23 protein-coding genes and 1 riboswitch are annotated in these 21,331 nt (G+C 38.8%); of the genes, 13 read left to right on the plus strand and 10 right to left on the minus strand.

Going from position 1 to position 21,331, the window contains the following annotated elements; all coding sequences use genetic code 11:
- Positions 1-37: 37 nt before the first annotated feature.
- The 3 genes from CEQ21_RS17320 to CEQ21_RS17330 form a co-directional block, all read right to left on the minus strand.
- Entirely contained in the window at positions 38-193 is a 156-nt protein-coding gene (locus tag CEQ21_RS17320; RefSeq protein WP_144458303.1) for a DUF1540 domain-containing protein, read from the minus strand.
- 108 nt (positions 194-301) lie between these two features.
- The gene (locus CEQ21_RS17325) at positions 302-1,339 is read right to left on the minus strand and encodes a cytochrome d ubiquinol oxidase subunit II (RefSeq protein WP_185765590.1); all 1,038 of its coding nucleotides are present in this window, start codon (positions 1,337-1,339) and stop codon (positions 302-304) included.
- Positions 1,340-1,353: 14 nt separating this feature from the next.
- Complete coding sequence (locus CEQ21_RS17330; protein WP_185765591.1) at positions 1,354-2,715, minus strand: cytochrome ubiquinol oxidase subunit I; 1,362 nt, start codon at positions 2,713-2,715, stop codon at positions 1,354-1,356.
- A 196-nt stretch (positions 2,716-2,911) separates the two neighbouring features.
- Here CEQ21_RS17330 and CEQ21_RS17335 point away from each other — a divergent pair, with 196 nt between their 5' ends.
- Positions 2,912-3,475, plus strand: coding sequence for a beta-class carbonic anhydrase (locus CEQ21_RS17335; protein ID WP_185765592.1), 564 nt, complete (start codon positions 2,912-2,914; stop codon positions 3,473-3,475).
- On the opposite strand, the gene yidD is transcribed toward CEQ21_RS17335, so the two are convergent.
- Complete coding sequence (yidD, locus tag CEQ21_RS17340; RefSeq protein ID WP_185765593.1) at positions 3,472-3,720, minus strand: membrane protein insertion efficiency factor YidD; 249 nt, start codon at positions 3,718-3,720, stop codon at positions 3,472-3,474. The two genes, CEQ21_RS17335 and yidD, sit on opposite strands and share 4 nt — an antisense overlap.
- A 182-nt stretch (positions 3,721-3,902) precedes the next feature.
- On the opposite strand from yidD, the gene CEQ21_RS17345 reads away from it, so the two are divergent.
- Positions 3,903-4,376, plus strand: coding sequence for an S-ribosylhomocysteine lyase (locus CEQ21_RS17345; protein WP_185765594.1), 474 nt, complete (start codon positions 3,903-3,905; stop codon positions 4,374-4,376).
- A 38-nt stretch (positions 4,377-4,414) separates the two neighbouring features.
- On the opposite strand, the gene cls is transcribed toward CEQ21_RS17345, so the two are convergent.
- Together cls and CEQ21_RS17355 are read right to left on the minus strand one after the other, a co-directional pair.
- On the minus strand, positions 4,415-5,869 hold the full coding sequence (gene cls / locus CEQ21_RS17350; RefSeq protein ID WP_185765595.1) for a cardiolipin synthase: 1,455 nt from the start codon (positions 5,867-5,869) through the stop codon (positions 4,415-4,417).
- A gap of 489 nt (positions 5,870-6,358) precedes the next feature.
- Positions 6,359-6,616: a DUF6154 family protein gene (locus CEQ21_RS17355; RefSeq protein ID WP_185765596.1), complete on the minus strand. Its 258-nt coding sequence runs from the start codon at positions 6,614-6,616 to the stop codon at positions 6,359-6,361.
- 220 nt (positions 6,617-6,836) lie between these two features.
- On the opposite strand from CEQ21_RS17355, the gene ytkD reads away from it, so the two are divergent.
- The 5 genes from ytkD to asnB all read left to right on the plus strand — a co-directional run bounded on the left by ytkD (position 6,837) and on the right by asnB (position 12,275).
- The gene (gene ytkD / locus CEQ21_RS17360; protein WP_185765597.1) at positions 6,837-7,325 is read left to right on the plus strand and encodes an RNA deprotection pyrophosphohydrolase; all 489 of its coding nucleotides are present in this window, start codon (positions 6,837-6,839) and stop codon (positions 7,323-7,325) included.
- Positions 7,326-7,350: 25 nt separating this feature from the next.
- Positions 7,351-8,142 (plus strand): alpha/beta hydrolase family protein, encoded by a 792-nt coding sequence (locus tag CEQ21_RS17365; RefSeq protein ID WP_185767313.1) that lies wholly within the window; start codon positions 7,351-7,353, stop codon positions 8,140-8,142.
- Between the two features lie 31 nt (positions 8,143-8,173).
- Positions 8,174-8,416, plus strand: coding sequence for a DUF2584 domain-containing protein (locus CEQ21_RS17370; protein ID WP_185765598.1), 243 nt, complete (start codon positions 8,174-8,176; stop codon positions 8,414-8,416).
- Positions 8,417-8,476: 60 nt separating this feature from the next.
- Positions 8,477-8,636: riboswitch (SAM riboswitch) on the plus strand.
- A gap of 268 nt (positions 8,637-8,904) precedes the next feature.
- Positions 8,905-10,107, plus strand: a complete 1,203-nt coding sequence (gene metK / locus CEQ21_RS17375) for a methionine adenosyltransferase (protein WP_127736856.1) — start codon at positions 8,905-8,907, stop codon at positions 10,105-10,107.
- Between the two features lie 275 nt (positions 10,108-10,382).
- A complete protein-coding gene (gene asnB / locus CEQ21_RS17380; protein WP_185765599.1) occupies positions 10,383-12,275 on the plus strand; it encodes an asparagine synthase (glutamine-hydrolyzing) in 1,893 nt (630 codons plus the stop codon).
- A gap of 15 nt (positions 12,276-12,290) precedes the next feature.
- On the opposite strand, the gene CEQ21_RS17385 is transcribed toward asnB, so the two are convergent.
- The gene (locus CEQ21_RS17385) at positions 12,291-13,148 is read right to left on the minus strand and encodes a C39 family peptidase (RefSeq protein ID WP_185765600.1); all 858 of its coding nucleotides are present in this window, start codon (positions 13,146-13,148) and stop codon (positions 12,291-12,293) included.
- Positions 13,149-13,485: 337 nt separating this feature from the next.
- Here CEQ21_RS17385 and CEQ21_RS17390 point away from each other — a divergent pair, with 337 nt between their 5' ends.
- From CEQ21_RS17390 to CEQ21_RS17400, 3 genes are read left to right on the plus strand one after another with little or no spacing between them, the layout of a single operon-like run.
- Positions 13,486-14,289, plus strand: a complete 804-nt coding sequence (locus CEQ21_RS17390) for an alpha/beta hydrolase (protein WP_185765601.1) — start codon at positions 13,486-13,488, stop codon at positions 14,287-14,289.
- Between the two features lie 14 nt (positions 14,290-14,303).
- On the plus strand, positions 14,304-15,398 hold the full coding sequence (locus tag CEQ21_RS17395) for a tetraprenyl-beta-curcumene synthase family protein (RefSeq protein ID WP_185765602.1): 1,095 nt from the start codon (positions 14,304-14,306) through the stop codon (positions 15,396-15,398).
- Positions 15,399-15,422: 24 nt separating this feature from the next.
- Positions 15,423-15,968 carry a GNAT family N-acetyltransferase gene (locus CEQ21_RS17400; RefSeq protein WP_185765603.1) on the plus strand — a complete coding sequence of 182 codons (546 nt, stop codon included), beginning with the start codon at positions 15,423-15,425 and terminating at the stop codon, positions 15,966-15,968.
- Positions 15,969-16,014: 46 nt separating this feature from the next.
- Here CEQ21_RS17400 and CEQ21_RS17405 read toward each other — a convergent pair whose 3' ends face one another.
- Both CEQ21_RS17405 and CEQ21_RS17410 read right to left on the minus strand, forming a co-directional pair.
- The gene (locus CEQ21_RS17405; protein WP_185765604.1) at positions 16,015-16,587 is read right to left on the minus strand and encodes a tRNA 5-(aminomethyl)-2-thiouridylate-methyltransferase MnmM; all 573 of its coding nucleotides are present in this window, start codon (positions 16,585-16,587) and stop codon (positions 16,015-16,017) included.
- Positions 16,584-17,549 carry a tRNA modification radical SAM protein MnmL/YtqA gene (locus tag CEQ21_RS17410; protein WP_185765605.1) on the minus strand — a complete coding sequence of 322 codons (966 nt, stop codon included), beginning with the start codon at positions 17,547-17,549 and terminating at the stop codon, positions 16,584-16,586. The genes CEQ21_RS17405 and CEQ21_RS17410 overlap by 4 nt, the downstream gene beginning before the upstream one ends.
- A 208-nt stretch (positions 17,550-17,757) precedes the next feature.
- Between CEQ21_RS17410 and CEQ21_RS17415 the strand changes: the two genes are divergently transcribed.
- Entirely contained in the window at positions 17,758-18,021 is a 264-nt protein-coding gene (locus CEQ21_RS17415; RefSeq protein ID WP_185765606.1) for a YtzC family protein, read from the plus strand.
- Positions 18,022-18,075: 54 nt separating this feature from the next.
- On the opposite strand, the gene CEQ21_RS17420 is transcribed toward CEQ21_RS17415, so the two are convergent.
- The gene (locus CEQ21_RS17420; protein WP_185765607.1) at positions 18,076-19,266 is read right to left on the minus strand and encodes an MDR family MFS transporter; all 1,191 of its coding nucleotides are present in this window, start codon (positions 19,264-19,266) and stop codon (positions 18,076-18,078) included.
- A gap of 237 nt (positions 19,267-19,503) precedes the next feature.
- Between CEQ21_RS17420 and CEQ21_RS17425 the strand changes: the two genes are divergently transcribed.
- Complete coding sequence (locus tag CEQ21_RS17425; RefSeq protein ID WP_185765608.1) at positions 19,504-20,076, plus strand: histidine phosphatase family protein; 573 nt, start codon at positions 19,504-19,506, stop codon at positions 20,074-20,076.
- Between the two features lie 20 nt (positions 20,077-20,096).
- A complete protein-coding gene (locus CEQ21_RS17430) occupies positions 20,097-21,269 on the plus strand; it encodes an amidase (RefSeq protein ID WP_185765609.1) in 1,173 nt (390 codons plus the stop codon).
- The last annotated feature ends 62 nt before the right edge of the window (positions 21,270-21,331 follow it).

Raw genomic sequence — 21,331 nt, forward strand, 5'->3', positions numbered from 1 at the left:
AAGAAAAGAGAGGCAATTGCCTCTCTTTTCTTTGCGTTTACTCAGTCGGCTGAAATGTTTTGCAGTCCGTTTCGCGGCTGTTATCAGCATATTCACCAACATGACTTACTACATAAATTTGATCTGCTCCACATAAATTTCCACTTTCCCAAAAACTACAGTTTCTTACTTCACAAAGTACATCTTTTGCCAATAGAAACACGCTCCTTATTTGGCTTATGCTTAATAGGAATCGGATAACCCTTTTCCTATAATTAGTATGGAGCAGGTACTTCGGATTTATACTAGTGTGAATGTGAGCCTATTTTTTAGTTGCTTGTAAGTATTTCTTATCATGCATAAATAGTTTCCAGAAAAAGTAGAAGCCAGGAAACAGGATAATAAAGGCAGCGATATAAGTTGCGAATATTGCATGAAAAGAACTAGGGCTTGTAAAGGAAGATGTAATTGTTACCTCAGGATAAACGATATATGGGAGATGAGCTTTACCGTAAACATAGCTTGCTATCATATATTGAATCGTAATCGAAACAATAGCGAGCCGCGGCAATCCCCTGATATCCTTGTTTTTTCGGGATGGAAGAAACAGACCTGCGCCTCCAAGCAGAAAAAAGAAAAGAGAGAGGAGAAGCAAATATAAATCATCCATCATCTTTACATAAATCCAATTTGCATCCTGCTTTAAAGTAATCATGATAAATACAGCCATCAGTAAGGAAATAGGACCAAGAATAATTGCATCCCTTCTGTAAAGCCGATAGGCCTCAGGCTCTTTCGAAACATTTGAATAGTCAGCCAGCAGCAAGGAAGACAAAAAAAGTGTGCTGCTCAAGGCAAAGCCAAAGAAGGCATATTCATTCGGACTTGAAAACAGGCCGACTAAATCAAGGCTCTGTTTACCATCAGCAAAATCAACAAATCCTCCATGTGTAATTGGAAGGACACTAAGCAAAATCCCGGGAATTAACATCCCGGTTATACCAGAAATATACGTAAGAGGCTTGCGGTATTCTTCAACAATATTTGAAAAGACAAGGAAGGCACTTCTGATTGCTAACAGCAGCAGAATCAGACTTCCTGGTATAAGGAGTACCGTTCCTAACGTATAGGCAGCCTTCGGAAATAAGCTGTAGACTGCGACAACAATTGCAACAACAAAGGTATTTGTCACTTCCCATGTTGGGGATAGATAACGGTTAGCGATATTGGTTGCTCTTGTCTTGTCTCTATTAATGTAAACCATTGACCAAAAGCCAGCGCCAAAGTCCATTGTTGCCATTATTGCATAGATAAAAACGAAACCCCACAGTACTGTAATCGCAAGTAATGAATCTGTCATTTTGCCACCACTCCTTAACTGTTAGATCCAAACAGTGGGATCTCTTTTTCCTTTGCAGCATTTAAGTCTTTCAGTACCGTGTTTTTACGGAAGTAATAGATAAGCACTAACGAAACGGTTACCCCAAGAATGATATAAACAATCATAAAAGAGAAAAACAGTAATGGAAGGTTACCGGAGGTCGTAACTGAGTCTGCTGTTGATAGCTTCCGATAAATAGTCCAAGGCTGTCGTCCTGTACATGCAAAAATCCAACCGCATTCAATACTTAAAATAGCAAGTGGTCCTGATGCCACAAATATCCACATTAAAAACTTAGGAAAACGTTCCTTCTTCAGCAAGTATTTCCATGCTAAGGAAGCAAAGGACAGCAAAATTAAAAACGAGCCTATTCCAACCATCGCATTAAATAGCGTATGTATATAAAGCGGCGGCCAATATTCCTCAGGGAAATCGTTTAAGCCTGTCACTACTGTATCGAAGCTGTTACCTGCCAAGAAACTAAGCGCCCAAGGTATCTCGATAGCACCGACAATTTCCTTGTTTTCCTTGTCCGTATAACCCCCAATAGCAAGAGGGGCATGCGATTGTGTTTCAAAAAGACCTTCTGCAGCTGCCAGCTTTTCTGGTTGATATTCGTACAGCTTCTGTGCAGATTCATGTCCATTTAACGCAGTAAGTAAGGAAAATACAGCACCAACTGCAAGGCTTAATACTAATGCCTTTTGATGGAACTGAAAAATTCGCGAGCCAAACGGCTGCTTCATCATCTTCACTGCAGAAACAGCTGCGACAACAAAAGCTCCTGTAGTGTACGCACTCATAGCGACATGTCCTGCCGAGACAAAGAAAGTAGGATTGAAGAAGGCCTTCCATGGATCTACGTCCGTTATTTCCCCGTTAGTCATATTAAATCCTTGAGGGGTACCTTCAAATGCATGAACATTTGTAATTAGAATAGCAGAAGCTAAGGCACCAATGGCAACAAGAATAAGACTGATGATTCTTGCCCATGGTGGAATCCTTTCGGCAGCATATACATAGATGGACATAAATAATGCCTCTATGAAAAAAGCATAGATTTCAATTTGAAACGGCAAGGCCATTACTTCTCCGATTACTTTCATGAAACCTGGCCATAAAAGAGAAAGCTGAAGACCTGCAATTGTTCCTGTAGGGATGCCGACACCTAGCAGAATCCCGAATGTCTTTGTCCATCTTTTTGCCATAATGACATAGTCAAGGTCCTTCTTTCGTTGATAAAGAATTTCTGCTACTAACATCATTAAAGGCAAACCGACACCAATTGTCGCGAATATGATGTGAAATCCCATCGTCATCCCGAACATACTTCGAGCAGTAACTAGATGATCCATTAATATCTATCCTTTCCTTCTATATTGCATTTACTGCTGTTAGTATTTTCAGGAATTGGCGGAATTATGTAAGATTACCTGTATGCAGGATTTGAGTTGTTATTTGAGGTGGTCTTCAAAAGATTTTTTTTTTACTATATAATATAGATGTATATAGTGAAAAAAAGCATAAACCAGAAAGATAGGAGATAAGAGAATGACATTATTAAATGATATTTTAACTTTTAACGAAGAATTTGTAGCGGAAAACAAATATGAGCGTTATATAACGACGAAATTTCCTAATAAAAAGATGGTTATTTTAACTTGTATGGACACAAGACTTCTTGAGCTATTGCCACATGCTTTAAATCTTGCTAATGGTGATGTAAAGCTAGTAAAAAATGCTGGCGCAATGGTAGTGCATCCTTTCGGAAGTATCATGCGAAGCATTCTAGTGGCTGTTTATGAATTGAAGGCAGACGAAGTAATGATTATTGGACATCATGATTGTGGAATGAGTGCATTAAACTATGACTCTATGCTGGATAAAATGAAGGATAGAGGAATTTCAGAGGATACGATCAGCACGTTAGAGAACTCAGGCATGGACTTGGATAAATGGCTGACAGGCTTTAGTTCTGTTGAAGAAAGTGTGTCACATAGTGTGAAAATGGTGAAGAATCATCCCCTTCTTCCACCGAAGGTTCCTGTTCATGGCTTAGTAATTGACCCTAAAACAGGAAAGCTTGACCTTGTTGTCGATGGCTATGAAGCTTAATTAGGGGAATGATCCTTTTTATGCGGCCATTCTTCCGGGACTGGATCGATTCCGCCTGGATGAAATGGATGGCATTTGGAAATGCGCCGAATTGTTAAAAAACCACCCTTCCATGCGCCATGCTTTTTGATAGCCTCTAATCCATAGGAGGAACAGGTAGGATAGAAGCGGCACGAAGGCGGGGTTAACGGTGAAATTGCCTTTTGATAAAAACGAATGATTAAGATGAACAGTTTGCTTAGCATGTTTAGCACTCCTAATTTAATGCTTAATGAAGACAGTATAGCATGCTGGCAATTGAGATGAAAATGTCAGCACTTCATGAGAAGAACATAATTGTGCCGGGGAAATATAATATAATTAAGTTGATGAAATTACTCGGGTTTTACGTTATAATAAAGTAACGAAAAAAAAGGGGATGACTTAAATGCCTTCAGTTGAAAGCTTTGAATTGGATCATAATGCCGTGAAAGCTCCTTATGTTAGACACTGTGGTGTCCACAAGGTAGGAAGTGACGGAGTTGTTAATAAATACGATATTCGTTTTTGCCAGCCAAATAAACAGGCAATGAAGCCTGATGTTATTCATACATTAGAGCATTTGCTTGCCTTTAATCTTCGAGCACATGTTGAAAAGTATGATCACTTTGATATTATTGATATTTCGCCAATGGGCTGCCAAACTGGCTACTATTTAGTTGTTAGTGGTGAACCGACAGTGGAAGAAATTATTGATTTGCTTGAAGATACAATGAAAACAGCAGTAGAAATCACAGAAATTCCTGCTGCAAATGAAACACAATGCGGTCAAGCAAAACTTCACGACTTAGAAGGTGCAAAAAAGCTAATGCAATTTTGGCTAAAACAAAGCAAGGAAGACTTGAAGCAAGTTTTCGCATAAAAATTAGAGATGCTGAAATTTTTTCAGCATCTCTTTTTTTATAACAATGGACTTAATAATCTAGAGAATGATTCCTTAAATTTAATCCACAATGATCTTTTTGAATAGCTGTCCAATGTCAGGGAAGTACATAATTTCATGTCCTCGAGGAAGCCGTTTGTGAGTGCTGTAGATATTTCCTCACTGTATATAAATGCGTTTACCTCGAAGTTAAGGCGAAAGCTTCTCATGTCAATATTAGCAGTACCGACAGAGCTGATTTTACTGTCCACAAGCAGTGTTTTTGCATGTATAAAGCCATTTTCATATATATACACCTTAGCTCCTGCCTTTAGCATTTCACCAATATAAGAGTAAGTTGCCCAGTATACAAACATATGGTCAGGTTTGTTAGGAATCATGATTTTGACATCAACACCAGATAGTGCAGCAATCCGTAAAGTGTCCAGCAAGCTTGTATCTGGGATGAAATAAGGTGTTTGAATAAACACAGATTCCTTGGCAGCAGTAATCATTTTAATATAACCGTTTTTAATCTGCTCCCATTCTGAATTAGGCCCACTAGAAACTATCTGCATGCCAATATTGCCGACAATTTCGTCAAGCTTGCCAGGGAAATATTCTGGTGAGTAATGAATTTCATGGTGCGGTGCCGCCTGATTCCAATCCAGGATAAATCTTGTCTGGATAGCATAAATGGCAGTTCCGACAATCCGTAGATGTGTGTCTCGCCAGTAGCCGAATTTCGGATTAAGCCCCAAATATTCATCTCCGACATTAAAGCCGCCGATATAGCCAGTTTGTCCGTCAATAATCGCAAGCTTGCGGTGATTACGGTAATTCATACGTAAATTAATCAAATGAAACTTACTCGGGAAAAAAACGGCAACCTGTCCGCCAGCTGCCTTTAAATCCTTAAACGCTCGCTTTCGTAATGTTCTGGAGCCGAGCTCATCATACAAAAGCCGAACCTCAAGACCTTCTTTTGCTTTCTCTGTTAACGCAGTTATTAATTTAGAGCCAATCCCATCATTTTTAAAAATATAATATTGGAGATGGATTGATTTCTTTGCATCCTTAATGTCCTGCAGCAATTGATCAAATTTTTCTTTACCGTCCGTAAAAATATCGACTGCGTTATTTTCGGTTAAGACTGCATCATTATTGAACAAATTCATATAAATAAGATCTTGGTTATTTTTGATAACATTATTTGTCGTCCGCAACTGATTAGAGCTAATTTGCAATAATTGAGACGCGAGTACTTGTTCGATTCCAAGCTTCTTTCTTTCATCCCATTGAAACATCTTTCGATTTCTCAAGTTTTGGCCAATAAGAAGATATAAGATAAATCCAAGAATAGGGATAAAGGTCAAAACCATGAGCCAAGCCCAAGTGGCAATAGGATCTTTTCTTTCAAAGAAAATAACAAGGAATGCGAAAATAATATTAAGTAAAATAATCGTACTAAGTAAAATGGTGTATACGTGCATAGAACAATCCCTTTCAACCTTGTGTCTTGTAATAAATAACCCATTTGTCTTATCTGTTGGAAGCGACAAAGGAAAAAATAGAGGTAAGCAGAAGATTTCTGTTTCATTATAGGTGATAACGAACGCAGTGGAAACTATTTTGTTCCTATATAATCTTCCCTCCAATAACCAATATTAAACGAAATAAACAGTTGGTAAAGGTAGTAATAATGTCGCAATAAAGATTTAGAAATAACTTTTATGGTTTCTAATTTTATATAGAAAAATCTCAGCAAATGAATCATAGGGGCTGAATGTAGCTTACTAAATACAAGTCACTGGATTTTCACAATAACAAATGGATTGTATAGTTAGCAGAGAGGCAGAGTATATGCTTTTGGAAGATGGAGAGCATGGGTTCAAGTGAAGGAAATAAAAAAAGTAACCTCACATTTTAACCGCAAAAAGACAAGCTTCTTTTCTAGAGCTTGTCTTTTTGCGTCAATATTGTTAATGCAAATTCCTTTGTGTAAACAGCGTATGCCCCTGCTGACGATAATCGTCTTTCGCAAATTTTCCTTTAAGGCTTTCAATTAAGTATAATCCCATAAAATCATATAGTTCCTGCTCATTTAATTCCTGAATGATATGCAGAAGATCATCTCTGGACATCTCCTCCAAAAAGGCAAATGCGAGCATATCAATATCTTCTTCATCGCCTGTTAGCTTATTCTTATATAGGTTATATAATTCATCAACTAATTTCATATTCCATTCCCTCCAATGGTATAATCTTGTTTTTATAATGTAAACGCTTTATTAAATATACATACTATAATATCGGAGAATGTCTATTTTCGCCACATCATATTTACAGCTTTCGGTTTCATTATTATATCCCTTTTCTTTATAATGGTTACATACCCTATCATTTGAAAGATATTCCATTCGAAATATAATAAATAGACTGGTGGATGCGAGGCAATAGATGAAAACATTTTATGACATAAATGGATTGATGGTGAATTTGTCATTTAAGGAAGAAGCATTTTCCCTTCGAGCAAAACATGTGCTTGTGATTTGTACTTGGCATGGCAGATGGTTACTGACAAAGCATAAGACAAGAGGCATTGAGTTTCCTGGCGGCAAGGTTGAAGAAGGAGAAACACTAATAGAAGCAGCTAGACGTGAAGTGATGGAAGAAACAGGAGGGATTATTGAGAGGATAGAGTGGATTGGTGAATATGAGGTCTGTGAACAAGAAGCAATATTTGTCAAAGCGGTTTTTTTCGCTGCTATTGGTGACATTCTAGAAAGGGATAACTATCTGGAAACAGATGGACCTTATTTTTTGGAAGGAAACATACTAGAAGCACGTTTTCATGACTCCTTTAGTTTTATTATGAAGGATAAAGTGCTCGATTACTGTATTAAAAGAATGGAAAAGCACTTATCAGGAGAAAATTTGGGGTATTAGATAAAAAACGAAGCAGGAGGGATTCATCTTGAATGGAGAAATTTTGGAGCAAACTAGATTCCCTTCCCCAAACCCTTCCATCGATTTATACATTGTCACATATGCTGTGAATGGATTAAAAGTGAAAGGCTTGCTTGCTGTCCCAAAACAGCAGGACATAACAGATGGGTTTCTATATTTACGGGGCGGAATCAAAAATGTCGGAAAGGTCAGACCTGGAAGAATCGTTCAATTTGCAGCAGAGGGCTTTATTGTATTTGCACCATTTTACAGGGGAAATCAAGGTGGAGACGGGAATGAAGATTTTGCGGGAGAGGATAGAGAGGATGCTATTGCGGGATTCGAGCTTCTAAAAAATTACCCTGGCGTTGAGCGTGTGCATGTCTTCGGCTTTTCAAGAGGCGGTGTAATGGCTTTATTTGTCGGCATATATTGTCCTGTTGCTTCTATTGTTACATGGGGTGGTGTTTCTGATATGGTGCTGACATATGAAGAGCGCAAGGATTTGCGAAGAATGATGAAAAGAGTCATTGGCGGTACACCGGCAAAATACCCTGAACGCTTTCAAGAACGAACTCCCCTTTATTACTTGGACAAGATTAATGCACCTACTTTAATTATTCATGGGATACAGGATAAGAATGTTTCAATTGAACATAGCATAAAGCTGGAGGAAGGGCTGCAAAAGTCAGGGAAAACGGCTGAGACTTGGTATTTTCCTGAGTTTACACACTATTTTCCACCGAAAGTTAATCGAATGGTAGTAGAAAATTTATGCGCTTGGATGAAAAAACAGGCTGAAAAACTGGTAAAATAATAGTGATGAGAAAAAAAGGGAGGGAAAGTATATGGGAATGCCCTTAGAATTAAACACAATGATCGTTACGAAAGGGAAAGAAACACGCTTGGAGGAAAATTGGTTTATGCTCGAGAAAGAAGCATATCGATTATATCCGCTGCATATTCCTTTAGAAGTGAAAAAAGCAATAGAAGGAGAACTGATTGGAACTGCTTCCATTGAAAAACTGGAATGGGCGGAAGGAAAGACGAAAATTACCTACCAGTTAATTGCATTAAATTCAACTAATTAAGGACAAATATATTGACATTAATGAAAAGATTGAGATATTATGAAGTCTTGAACGGATACTCTCTTATCCTGAGCTGGTGGAGGGACTGGCCCTATGAAACCCAGCAACCTACTATGTGAAGAAAATAGGCTGAAACATTCATTAGAGATGGATGGGGCAGACATGTTCTCTTAGGAAAGGTGCTAACCTGAAGCAAGGAAATATCCTTGAACGATAAGAGTGAAAGGTGCGAATCAATTTTGCTTGAAGCCTTTTCACTATTGAAAAGGTTTTTTGTGTGCAATTTGGTCCATTATCTTTTAAAAAATGTATATTTTCATGTGTGTTTTTTGAACTAAGAAGTTTTTTGCCGAAGGCTTACCCTTCTCGGATAAAAACGCCGTGTTTACTTCATACTATCTAGGGAATGAGTACCGTATCAATTTAGAGGGCAATTTATAGAAAAGACTATTCTTACTATGCTTGCCTTATAATAAGGAGGAAATCAGATGTCATCAAAACGTCGCTTGTTTACTTCTGAATCGGTAACGGAAGGTCATCCGGATAAAATCTGTGACCAAATTTCAGATGCGATTTTAGACGCTATTCTAGCAAAAGATGCAAATGCCCGTGTTGCAGCAGAAACATCTGTGACTACAGGGTTAGTTTTAGTTGCAGGAGAAATAACTACATCTACATATGTGGATATACCGAAAATTGTAAGAGAAACAGTTAAAGAAATTGGCTACACTCGTGCGAAATACGGTTTCGATGCACAAACGAGCGCAGTGCTTACTTCTATTGATGAGCAGTCAGCAGATATTGCTTTAGGTGTTGATCAAGCTTTAGAAGCACGTGAAGGTACAATGTCTGATGAAGAAATTGAAGCGATTGGTGCAGGAGACCAAGGTCTAATGTTCGGTTTTGCTTGCAATGAAACAAAAGAACTTATGCCTCTTCCAATCTCTTTGGCTCATAAGCTTTCAAGAAGATTGGCAGAAGTTCGTAAAGAGGAAATACTACCGTATTTGCGTCCAGACGGTAAAACACAAGTTACTGTTGAATATGATGAAAATGACAAGCCTGTAAGAATTGATACAATTGTAATCAGTACACAGCATCACCCTGAAGTAACTTTGGAGCAAATTCAGCGCAATATAAAAGAATATGTTATCAAACCAGTTGTTCCAGCAGAATTAATTGATGAAAACACAAAATACTTCATTAATCCGACTGGCCGTTTTGTTATTGGCGGACCACAAGGTGACGCAGGATTGACAGGCAGAAAAATTATCGTAGATACATACGGCGGATATGCACGACATGGCGGTGGAGCTTTCTCTGGTAAGGATCCAACAAAAGTGGACCGTTCAGCAGCTTATGCAGCACGCTATGTAGCGAAAAACATCGTTGCAGCAGGATTGGCTGACAAGGTTGAAGTACAGCTTGCATATGCAATCGGTGTTGCTCAACCAGTTTCTATTTCTATCGACACATTTAAAACAGGTACTGTATCGGAAGATGTACTGGTAGAAGCGGTTCGCGAAAACTTTGATCTTCGCCCAGCAGGAATCATTAAGATGTTAGACTTGCGTCGCCCAATATATAAACAAACGGCAGCATACGGACATTTCGGCCGTAACGACCTTGATTTACCTTGGGAACGTACAGATAAATCAGATGTATTAAAAACAGCTGTAGCTGGTAAATAAAAGAAGGAGTTGCACGTAAATAAAGTGTAACTCCTTCTTTCTTTTTTCGTCTAATTAGTCAGTAGAAAATTTTACTTGTTTTTAGCTCTTAAAATTATCAAGAGTTTCGTCTATAATGTATTAATGTGAAATATAAATGATAGTCAATATTTGCTAATAGGACATTTTAATGTTTTAAGATAGCTTCGATTACATTTAAAGAATAAAAGTAAAACTTTATACTAACAGTAATTTTGGTCTCCTTATACAGGAGAAGAATGGAGTAGGTGAGCAGTATGTGTGGTTTTGTAGGTTGTATACACGAAAAAGAGCAAAACTTCCAAGAGGCGCAAAAAGAACAATTTGCGAATATGAATAGAATTATTACACATCGTGGACCAGATGATGAAGGATATTTTTACGATGAGCATATTCAATTTGGCTTCAGAAGATTGAGTATTATCGATATTGAATCAGGGCATCAGCCGTTAACATATGAAAATGAACGTTATTGGATTATTTTTAACGGGGAAGTTTATAACTACCTTGAAATTAGAGAAGAGCTTGTAAAGGCAGGACTAACTTTCCAAACTAACTCAGATACAGAAGTTATCATTGCGTTATACAGCCATGAAAAAGAAAAGGCTGTTGAAAAACTTCGCGGTATGTTTGCATTTGTTATTTGGGACAAGCAGGAAAAGACATTGTATGGTGCTCGTGATCCTTTTGGAATTAAGCCTTTCTTCTATCATGATGATGGCGAAAAGACATACTTCGCTTCAGAGAAGAAGAGTATTTCGATGGCATTGGAAAGCGATGTATTAAACTATGAGTCTCTACAGCATTATATGACTTATCAGTTTGTGCCTGAGACTAATACAATGTCAGAGGGTATTCATAAGCTTGAGCCAGGTCATTACTTCACGAAAAAACTTGGTGAACCAATGGACATCAAATGCTATTGGAGAGCATCTTTCAAGCCTGTAAATAAAACAGAGTCAGATTTCGTTAAAGAAATTAAAGATGTGATGTTTGACAGTGTAAAAATGCATATGCGCAGTGATGTTCCAGTTGGGTCCTTCCTTTCCGGCGGAATTGATTCATCCATTATTGCAAGTATTGCTAAGGAATTCCACCCTGGAATCAAGACATTCTCAGTCGGTTTTGAGCACAATGGTTTTAGTGAAATTGATGTCGCGAAGGAAACAGCGGATAAGCTTGGTTTAGAAAATATCAGCCGTATCATTACACCACAGGAATATATGAATGAAATTCCAAGAATTATGTGGCATATGGATGATCCGCTTGCCGATCCAGCGTGTGTGCCTTTATACTTTGTTGCGCAAGAAGCTAGAAAACACGTTACAGTTGTTCTTTCAGGAGAAGGAGCAGATGAACTGTTCGGCGGATACAATATTTACCGTGAGCCACAGTCATTGGAAGTGTTTAATAAAATCCCTAAAATCGGTAAATCGCTGTTGCGTGCCATTGCAGCTATTCTTCCTGAAGGTGTTAAAGGGAAAAGCTTTATTCAACGCGGTGTGACTCCGATGGAGCAAAGATATATCGGCAATGCAAAAATGTTCACTGAAAGTGAAAAATCACAATTGCTGTCTATCTATAATAAAAATATCGACTATAAAGATATTACAAAACCTCTTTATGAAGAAAGCAAAGGGTATGATCCAGTTGATCGGATGCAGTTTATTGACATCCACACATGGATGAGGGGAGATATCTTGCTCAAAGCAGATAAAATGACGATGGCACACTCTCTTGAATTGCGCGTGCCGTTCTTAGATAAGGCTGTATTTGATGTTGCATCTAAAATTCCTTCAAGCATGAAAACGGCAAATGGAACGACAAAATACATTTTGAGAAAAGCCGCGGAAAGCTTTGTGCCTGAGCATGTATTAACACGCAAAAAACTAGGCTTCCCTGTGCCAATTCGTCACTGGCTGAAGGATGAGATGAACGAATGGGCAAAAACAATTATTAAAGAAAGCGATACAGACCATTTGCTAAACAAATCAGTTGTCTTGCAGCTATTGGAAGACCATTGTCAAGGCAAAGCGGACAACAGTCGTAAAATCTGGACTGTATTAATGTTCATGGTTTGGCATAGTGTTTATATCGAAAAAAAATATTCCTTCGAAAAGGAATATTTGAAAGAAAAAACACTTGTTTAATTTAGATTAGGGAAGTTAGTTGCTGTAAGTGATTGCTTGGCTTCCCATCTGCACCCACGATGCAATAAAATCATCGATGGGTGCTTTTTTGTTTTGTTCACCTGTCAATGGATCATTAAAGTAAACATAATCTTTGTCATAGCCTGTAATCAGGACAGCATGCTCGGAGTAAGTGACATCAATTGTCCCGCTTGGAGTTACCCATGTACGGAAGTTATCATCAGACAGCTCTTTGAATTTGGAAGTAGTAATAACCCAAACAGGACGGCCATCTGAAAGCTGCTCTTTTACAGTATCGAAATCAGAACCGGTGAAATCAACGATTGCGCCTGGAAGATACTTTTTCGCTAGCTCTGCAATTGGTTTGTGATAAACACCAAGCCCTGGACCTTCAAGAGAGTACATATCTCCGACAAATCCATCATTAGGATTACCATAGTAAATAGTGCCGTTCACAACTTCATACGCTGTAGTATTTTTAGTAACCTCTTCTGCGAGTGTCATTTTATCTACATTAACTCCTGCATATTGCAAAAGCATGGCAAGAGCTGTCACTTCACAGCCTCTTGGAAGCTCTGGCAGCTGATTAATGGCAGTTGCCTCTAAGCTTACCGATTCTTTAATCGTTACTTCTGAACTCAATTTTTCTATATTTTCTTTTGCTTTCACAGCTACTTCTTCAACCCGCTCTTTTGCGAAGGCGAAATTCTTAGAATCGTCTAAATTTAATACATAAAAGCTGATACCAGCTAATACAGCAATTAAGGAAAAGAGGAGCCCTTTTACGATTTTAGTAAGCCTTTTTTGAACTACAAGGAATAATACGAAAAATAGAGCAAGGACAGAGTATAGTATTATTTCGTTTGTATTCATCTTTATCACCTATTTCTTATATAAGTATTTATCGGTTAATTTTTGCGAAAATAAATAGTAGGAATTAAACTTTCTTGAATTAAAAATTTTTGCACCAAGCAGGCGCTTCCTATTTATTTTTTAATATTTCTTTTCCCGATAGTGCATAATATAAAAACCAATTTATTGTATTAGATGGTGTCTTTATCAAATATAGCGTACTGCGGCAACCTTTAATTTTCCTTAAATTATCGGGAGCAATGAATATTATTTAATTTAAAAATTTGTCAAAGTGCATTTACGTGTTACATAATAGAAGAAGCAATACTGTGATAAGTCGAATGGGGGAGTTTTTTTTATGTGGAAATGGGAAGCAGAAGGAGAAGCTAAAGCAGTCATTGTTATTGTCCATGGTGCAATGGAGCATCATCGCCGGTATGGATGGCTTATTGAAATGTTTCGCTTATCTGGTTTTCATGTCGTCATGGGAGATCTTCCAGGTCAAGGCATGACGACAAGGTCAAGCAGGGGGCATATCGACTCTTTCAGCGAATATACGATAGAAATTAAAGACTGGATTCAAGCAGCGTATCAATTTGATTTACCGGTTTTCTTGATTGCTCACAGCTTAGGTGGTTTAGCCTCCATTCGTTTGTTGCAGCAGGAAAAGCTGAAGATTGCCGGTGTTATCCTGTCATCACCCTGCTTGGGATTAAAGAAATATCCACCAAAGCTGTTAAGTGCCATTTCCATTCTCCTGAACAAAGTTGCGCCAAGGCTGCGCATGAACACAGGGTTAACAATCGATATGGCGACTAGAAATGCAGAAATTAGGGAAATAGACAGTAATGATACGTTATATATCACAAAAGTGTCTGTCAGATGGTATAGAGAACTCATCATTTCTATGGCCGCAGCCTTTGCGAATGCAAATAAAATGCAGGACTTGCCGCTTCTTGTTATGCAAGGTGGAGATGATTCCGTTGTTGATAAAAAAATGGTAAAAAACTGGTTCAATATGGTACCATTATCTGAAAAGAGATATAAAGAATGGCCACAGTGCTACCATGAAATTTTTAATGAACCAGAAAGAGATGAAGTGTTTGACTATGCGCTGGATTTCATTCGTAGTCAGCTGAAATCTATAGGCTATATTGTATAAGTGAGGTTTTAATAATGTCTGTACCGAATATGCCATTAACATTAATGTCTAAGGTGTACTTGAAGGTTTTTCCTGTAGTACACAAAGAACTGAATTATTGGACAAACAGAGCAACACAAATTCCAAATCCTGAACTGCGAAAACAGGCTTTGGCCAGTATTAAAGACAAAACATTCCACTGTGAAGGCGGCTCCATCATGGCCCTTATTTCAAGGCATGAGTACAAGGCAGCTATTAAATTTATTGTGGCATACCAAACAATCAGCGATTATCTTGATAATCTTTGTGATCGAAGCACATCGCTAGATCCGCAGGATTTCTCGGCATTGCATGAGTCGATGGAGCATGCACTGACAGTAGGAGCAGAAGCATCCAACTATTATCGATACAGGGAAGATCAAGATGACGGCGGCTATTTATATGATTTAGCCAAAACCTGTCGGGACACATTGGCTGAATTAGATAATTATGAACATATTAAAGACCATTTGCTTGAACTTTGCCGTTATTACTGCGATTTGCAAATACATAAGCATGTTTCTGTGGAGGAACGCATCCCGAGACTGCAGTCATGGTTTAATGATAATAAGCATGCAATTCCTGAAATGGAGTGGTATGAATTTTCGGCTTGCTCCGGTTCTACGCTAGGTATTTTTTGTTTAGTTTCATATGCCCTTAGAAAGGATTTCGAGCCTTCTTATTCCTCCAATATCCGTGATGGTTATTTTCCATATATACAAGGACTTCATATCCTGTTGGATTATTTTATCGACCAGGAAGAAGACAGGCAAGGCGGCGATTTAAATTTCTGCTTCTATTATAAGGACGAAACAGAGCTTTTCAGTCGCTTGAAGCATTTTGTGGTGGAAGCTGACAAGCATACGAAGAATCTGCCTCACCAAAGATTTCATAAGCTTATAAACAGAGGACTGCTAGGCGTATATTTATCAGATGAAAAAGTATATAAACAGCAGAACATTCGTAAACTGGCACGGGAAATCATTAAAACTTCTGGACCAGTAGGCTACTTCTTCTATATTAATGGACGTGCCTACCGTAAGTTTCAAAAAATGATGCCAGCAGGAATAGCACGAACAATGTCTAAATAATGACACCATCAAGGAGAGTGGCAGATGTTTCCTGTACTTGAGACAGAACGGTTGCTATTAAGAGAGATAGAAGAAAAAGATATTAAAGCAATCTATTCGATTTTAAGCCGTGAGGATGTTACGGTGCATTATGGACAGGAGCCTTTCAAGGCATATGAGGAAGCCAGATCCTTGCTTGCGATTTTTAATATGAATTACAGCATGCAAAGGGGTATTCGTTGGGGAATTGTTGAAAGGGACAGTGGTGCATTTGTCGGAACAATCGGGTTTCATGCATGGCACCAAAAGCATAGACGGGCAGAGATTGGTTATGAGCTTCATCCGGATTTTTGGAAAAAGGGTTATGGACAAGAAGCGGTTTCTGAGGTTATTTCCTTTGGCTTCTCTGTGCTGAAATTAAACCGTATATCTGCTATTTGTTATCCCGAAAACAAGCTTTCTCAAAAATTACTGGAAAGGGCGGGTTTCCAAAAAGAAGGCATATTAGCAAAGTATATGGTTCAAAATCAGCATGTTTATGATTGCTATATGTATTGTCTGCTGCATCCATCCTTGATTGGAGAGAATTAAAAAGGCAGGATAATCAGCTTTTGCTGGTTGTCCTGCCTTTTTTCATTTATCGCTTCTCAATAGCTATAATAAATGGTGGATTGTTTTTTTGGTTAATAAACTGGTATTGCAGCACATGTGCCTTTTCCTGGTTAAAATTTTCCAGATATTGCAGCAGCTCATCTTTTTCTGCCGCACCTTCAGCATGGCCGTGATAAATAACGAGAATAATTATTCCTTCTGGTGCGAGCATTTCAAAGATTTGTTCCACTGCTGAAATCGTTGTGGTTGCGTTCGTAACTATTGTTTTATCTCCGCCAGGTAAATAGCCTAAATTGAATATAGCACCCTTGACGCGGCCATGAAGGTCTTTCGGGACAATGCTTCTGACATGCTCATGGCCTGTCTTCGTAAGGATAACTCTGTCGGAAAGAGACTGGTCTGCAAGTCGCTTACTTGTTGCAAGCATTGCTTCGTCTTGAATGTCAAAACTGAATACCTTTCCTACCTTGCCAACAAGGTTAGCAAGGTAGACAGTGTCATGTCCATTGCCCATTGTTGCATCAATGGCAATGTCACCTTTTGCAACAGACTTGTCCAGTAAAGTCCTTGCGAATGGTAATATACGTTCTAGCTTCATACAAGCACCTTGTCAGACGGCTGATAGAACTTTCCTTGCCAGCTGTTTCGTCTTTTCAATTCTGCATCAATGCTGTTAAGTACTTCCCATTTGTTAACACTCCACATTGGTCCAACCATTAAATCAATCGGGCCATCGCCAGTAATGCGGTGGATAATCATTTCAGGCGGTAATATTTCTAATTGATCACAAACAAGTTGAATATATTCTTCGAACGTGAGGAATTCAAGCAATCCTTTTTCATATTGCTTCACCATTGGTGTACCTTTAAGTAAATGCAGTAAATGGATTTTAATTCCTTGGACATCTAGTTTGCTCACTTCTTTTGCCGTTTCCATCATCATTTCATTTGTTTCAAGGGGAAGCCCGTTGATGATGTGTGTGCAAACACGAATATTATGTTTTCTTAGCTTGTTAACACCTTCTATATATGTTTGATAATCATGGGCTCTGTTAATTAAAGTGGCGGTTTTTTCGTGAACCGTTTGCAAGCCAAGCTCCACCCAAAGGTATGTGCGCTCATTTAATTCTGCCAAATATTCAACAACGTCGTCAGGAAGACAGTCTGGACGTGTTGCAATGGAAAGCGCAACAACATTTTCCTGCTTCAAAACGGTCTCATATTTTTCTCTTAATACGTCAACAGGTGCATGTGTATTCGTATATGCTTGGAAATAAGCCATATATTTGCCATCTTTCCATTTTTCATGCATTTTATCCTTTATCTCATGGAATTGCTTCTCTAATGAATCGACACGATTGCCGGCAAAGTCACCGCTGCCGGCAGCACTACAGAAGGTGCAGCCTCCGTGTGCTACTGTGCCGTCCCTGTTAGGGCAATCAAAGCCGCCATCCAAGGCAATTTTAAATACTTTATGTCCGAACTCGCCACGCAAATGATAATTCCATGTATGATACCTTTTATTATCAGCTGCATAGGCAAATGGGTTTTGCTGATTCAAACGTTTAACCTCCCTCTCATGCAATACTCCACATGCATAACAAAAATTTTAACATGTATCCTCTTCTTATCCAAACAAAATTCAATGGCAGTTTTTAAAACAATTATTCAGTAAAGAAAAGGAAGTCATAAGAAGCCTAACCGCTACAGATAATATTTAGGAAGCAAATTGCTTCAAAATAGCAGGACTTGTTGGGAGGGCTATAAATTTGGCAACTCGTGATTCTATAGATGAACTTTTAGAAAGATGTAATGCAGCAATTGGCTATGCAGAGGAACAGTTTAAAATTTCTCAAATGCAGCAGCATTATAATATTGAAGAATATACGGACGCGCAATTTCAGCTGGAAAATGTATTTAATGCTTTGGAAACGATGGATCATAGTGCTAATGCTCAGCAAAGGGATCAGCTTTACAGAATGAGGCTTCTTGTTCAGGATAAGCAGAACCAAATGGCGATCCATCTTCCTTAACGATTTACACATAAAAAAAGGGCGAATCGGAATTGTATCCGATTTGCCCTTTTTTTATGTTTTTGCAACTTTGACTTTGCTGGCTTTTAAAGGAACTTCGTAGAAATACGAAGCAATCATGCCAAGCAGCAGTAAAAATACTAATACTGGCACAAGTAGTCCTATTCCGTTGACATCGACTAGATAGCCTCCTAATAATGGGCCTATCATTCTGCCGCCTGTCGCAGTACTGTTGATGATGCCCTGGAAGAATCCTTCCTTGCCCTTTGGAGCAAGTTTATCGGCAATTGTTGGAACAGCTGGCCAGACAAGCATTTCTCCAATTGTCAGAATGATCATAGCTGTAAGGAAACCAGCGAACATTTCTGCTTGCCCGACAATAAGGAAGGAAACGATGAAGATAAGCATGCCAATCAACATCTGCATTTTAACAGAAGAGCATATTTTCTTCGTAAACAGGCTGATAAGCGGCTGACCAAACACGATGAGTCCACCGTTAACTGCCCAAAGCAGACTGTATTGTGCAAGCGGGATATTCAATTCTTGCGTATGTGTTGAAATAGTTGCTTGCCACTGCACATAACAAATCCAGCAAAGCAAATAGCCGAACCCAAGTATTGCAAGTGCATATAGTTTAGGGTTTCGTTGCGAGCCTTTTCGTTTCATTCCGTTCTCTGCTGTGGTTTGCATACTTGGCTGAACTTGAATTTTTTTATAGCTAACTAAAGCAATAAAGAAAAATATGCAATACATTAATGTGTTGGAAATGAATATCCAAGTGAATGAATAGGATGCGATAACTCCACCGATTGCTGAACCTAATGCCACACCGGCATTTTGGGCAACATAAATGCTGTTGAATGCTTTTCTGCCACCTTCTGGCCAAACATTTCCAGCCATAGCATACATGCTAGGATAAATAATCCCAGATCCAAAACCAGACAATGTAAAGAAGAAGCAGTAAGCCCCCCACTCATTCCAAATGCTCAATCCTAACAAGGATAGAGCCGTTAAGGAAATTCCAAGCAGTATGGAAAGATAGCCTCCTAATTTATCATAAAGTGCTCCACCAATTAAATTTCCGATTACACTTGCGCCAGAATTAAGCATTAAGATAAAACCGGCAACGGTAAGCGATTTTCCAAGGTGGTCATGAATATATATACTGTTTAAAGGCCAAAGCAAGGAAGAGCCAGTTACATTGACAGCCATTCCAATTACTAAAAGCCATAGTGCTCTTGGCATATTGGTGCTCCTTTTTTAAGTTGATTTGCTACCAGAAATAAGTTTAATTCGGATTGTGTTGTCCTGCAATAGAAATAGCTTTAATATTATGAAGGCGGAAAATTGATTATTTTCTGCAAATTAAAGCGCTTTCGATTAGAAGATATAATATTTATTAACTGAATTTATTGAAAAATTAAACTTCTTCATCTACAGTAGAAATAGCATCTTTTGTTGATTAGGAAAGGAAAGGAATTAATGACAGATATTTGTTTAATAAGACATGGAGAAACAGACTGGAATTCACTTGGAAAGATACAAGGCAGAACCGATATTCCGTTAAATGACAATGGGATCAGGCAAGCTGAACAATGCAGGGATTATTTAAAACATTCAGCGTGGGACATTATCATCACAAGTCCCCTTCAGCGCGCAAAGGAGACGGCTGCTATTATCAATCAAGCTGTAAACCTTCCTATGATAGTTATGGAAGAATTTATTGAGAGAAGCTTTGGCGAGGCAGAAGGAAAAACAAAGGAGGAAAGACAGCTTCTTTATCCAAATATGGAATATCCAAACGAGGAGTCAAAGGATGTGCTTGAAGAACGTCTGAGGGCAGGCTTGGCATACATATTGCAAACATATCCTAAGAAACGTATTCTGCTTGTTGCACATGGTGCGGTTATTCATACTATCTTAAGAATTCTTTCTAATGAAGAAATCACCTTAGAAAATACGTACTTAACAAATGCTTGTTTAAGCAATATCCATTATAGAGATCAAAAGTGGGCGATTAAGGATTATAATATCGTCACACATTTACAACTTTAATTAGCGGAAGGGTGAGGAGATTGGAAAAAGATTTTGGAGCATATGCAGATAAACAGGTTGTGCTTGAGCCGGTGAGTGAAGGAGAACTATCAGGTCTTAGTTTCGCAGTAAAGGATGTTTTTGCCATTCAAGGGCACAAATCCACAGCAGGAAATCCAGATTGGCTAAAAACGCATGCTGCTGCAAAGGAAACAGCACCTGCGCTTACCAGTTTGCTTCATGCTGGTGCGAGACTTGAAGGAACGACGATAACAGATGAACTTATGTACAGCTTAAATGGAGAAAATTATCATTACGGGACACCAGTCAACCCAAAGGACCCTATGCGTATACCTGGTGGTTCTTCCTGTGGATCTGCAGTTGCAGTTGCAGCAGGGCTAGCAGATTTTGCGATTGGAACAGACACAGGTGGGTCTGTTCGAATTCCCTCTTCCTATTGTGGCATTTATGGCATAAGACCAACACATGGTATTGTCCAGATTGATGGTGTTATTCCACTTTCGAAAAGCTTTGATACCGTCGGCTGGATGGCAAGGGACGCCAGTACGTTATGGAAGGTTGGAAAAGTATTAATAGAAGCGGAAGAGACTGGATCGTTCACACGTATCATTACAGCCGAAGATGCTTGGAAATTAGTAGACAAAGAAGCAAAAGAGACATTGTTAACAGAACTGCATAAGTGGGATACGGCTTCTATGGAACAATCAACAACCATTTTGGCAGAAGAAGGCTTGGCAGAATGGGCGGAAACCTTCCGGATGCTTCAAGGCAGGGAAATATGGCAGGAGCATGGCGAGTGGATTAAAGCACATAATCCTACCTTTGGTCCGGGAATCGCAGAGCGTTTTCAATGGGCAAGTACACTGGCAGATACGGATATTTCTCCTTATTTACAGAAAAGAAGTATGATAACAGAAAAAGTGGAAAAACTGCTTAAGGATGACGGTGTGTTGATTCTACCAACAGCTCCTGGTACGGCTCCATTGCTTAATCTGCCTGTTGAAGAGCTGGAGGTACGCAGAAGCAAAACATTCCAGCTTTGCTGTATTGCAGGGTTAACAGGATTACCGCAAGTAAACATCCCACTTGCAGAGGTGAATGGTGTGCCAGTTGGTCTTTCAATTATTGCTGGAAAAAGACAAGACAGAAAATTGCTTAAATGGATAGCACAGCATGAAGCAAATCGAGTGTGACCATATTTCTTTAGTAAGCATATGCTGCCTTTAACAGGAAAGTTCATGCTTAATAACTGCTT

Origin of the sequence: Niallia circulans (assembly GCF_007273535.1) — a bacterium.
GTDB classification, from domain to species: Bacteria; Bacillota; Bacilli; order Bacillales; family Cytobacillaceae; genus Niallia; species Niallia circulans_B.

Coding starts and splice junctions, on each gene's coding strand:
- CEQ21_RS17390 (WP_185765601.1), top strand. CDS start 13,486: ATGTGGAAATGGGAAGCAGAAGGAGAAGCTAAAGCAGTCATTGTTATT.
- CEQ21_RS17345 (WP_185765594.1), top strand. CDS start 3,903: ATGCCTTCAGTTGAAAGCTTTGAATTGGATCATAATGCCGTGAAAGCT.
- CEQ21_RS17335 (WP_185765592.1), top strand. CDS start 2,912: ATGACATTATTAAATGATATTTTAACTTTTAACGAAGAATTTGTAGCG.
- CEQ21_RS17405 (WP_185765604.1), bottom strand. CDS start 16,587: ATGAAGCTAGAACGTATATTACCATTCGCAAGGACTTTACTGGACAAG.
- CEQ21_RS17400 (WP_185765603.1), top strand. CDS start 15,423: ATGTTTCCTGTACTTGAGACAGAACGGTTGCTATTAAGAGAGATAGAA.
- CEQ21_RS17355 (WP_185765596.1), bottom strand. CDS start 6,616: ATGAAATTAGTTGATGAATTATATAACCTATATAAGAATAAGCTAACA.
- CEQ21_RS17325 (WP_185765590.1), bottom strand. CDS start 1,339: ATGACAGATTCATTACTTGCGATTACAGTACTGTGGGGTTTCGTTTTT.
- CEQ21_RS17330 (WP_185765591.1), bottom strand. CDS start 2,715: ATGGATCATCTAGTTACTGCTCGAAGTATGTTCGGGATGACGATGGGA.
- CEQ21_RS17395 (WP_185765602.1), top strand. CDS start 14,304: ATGTCTGTACCGAATATGCCATTAACATTAATGTCTAAGGTGTACTTG.
- CEQ21_RS17370 (WP_185765598.1), top strand. CDS start 8,174: ATGGGAATGCCCTTAGAATTAAACACAATGATCGTTACGAAAGGGAAA.
- CEQ21_RS17420 (WP_185765607.1), bottom strand. CDS start 19,266: ATGCCAAGAGCACTATGGCTTTTAGTAATTGGAATGGCTGTCAATGTA.
- cls (WP_185765595.1), bottom strand. CDS start 5,869: ATGCACGTATACACCATTTTACTTAGTACGATTATTTTACTTAATATT.
- CEQ21_RS17425 (WP_185765608.1), top strand. CDS start 19,504: ATGACAGATATTTGTTTAATAAGACATGGAGAAACAGACTGGAATTCA.
- yidD (WP_185765593.1), bottom strand. CDS start 3,720: ATGCTAAGCAAACTGTTCATCTTAATCATTCGTTTTTATCAAAAGGCA.
- ytkD (WP_185765597.1), top strand. CDS start 6,837: ATGAAAACATTTTATGACATAAATGGATTGATGGTGAATTTGTCATTT.
- CEQ21_RS17385 (WP_185765600.1), bottom strand. CDS start 13,148: ATGAATACAAACGAAATAATACTATACTCTGTCCTTGCTCTATTTTTC.
- metK (WP_127736856.1), top strand. CDS start 8,905: ATGTCATCAAAACGTCGCTTGTTTACTTCTGAATCGGTAACGGAAGGT.
- asnB (WP_185765599.1), top strand. CDS start 10,383: ATGTGTGGTTTTGTAGGTTGTATACACGAAAAAGAGCAAAACTTCCAA.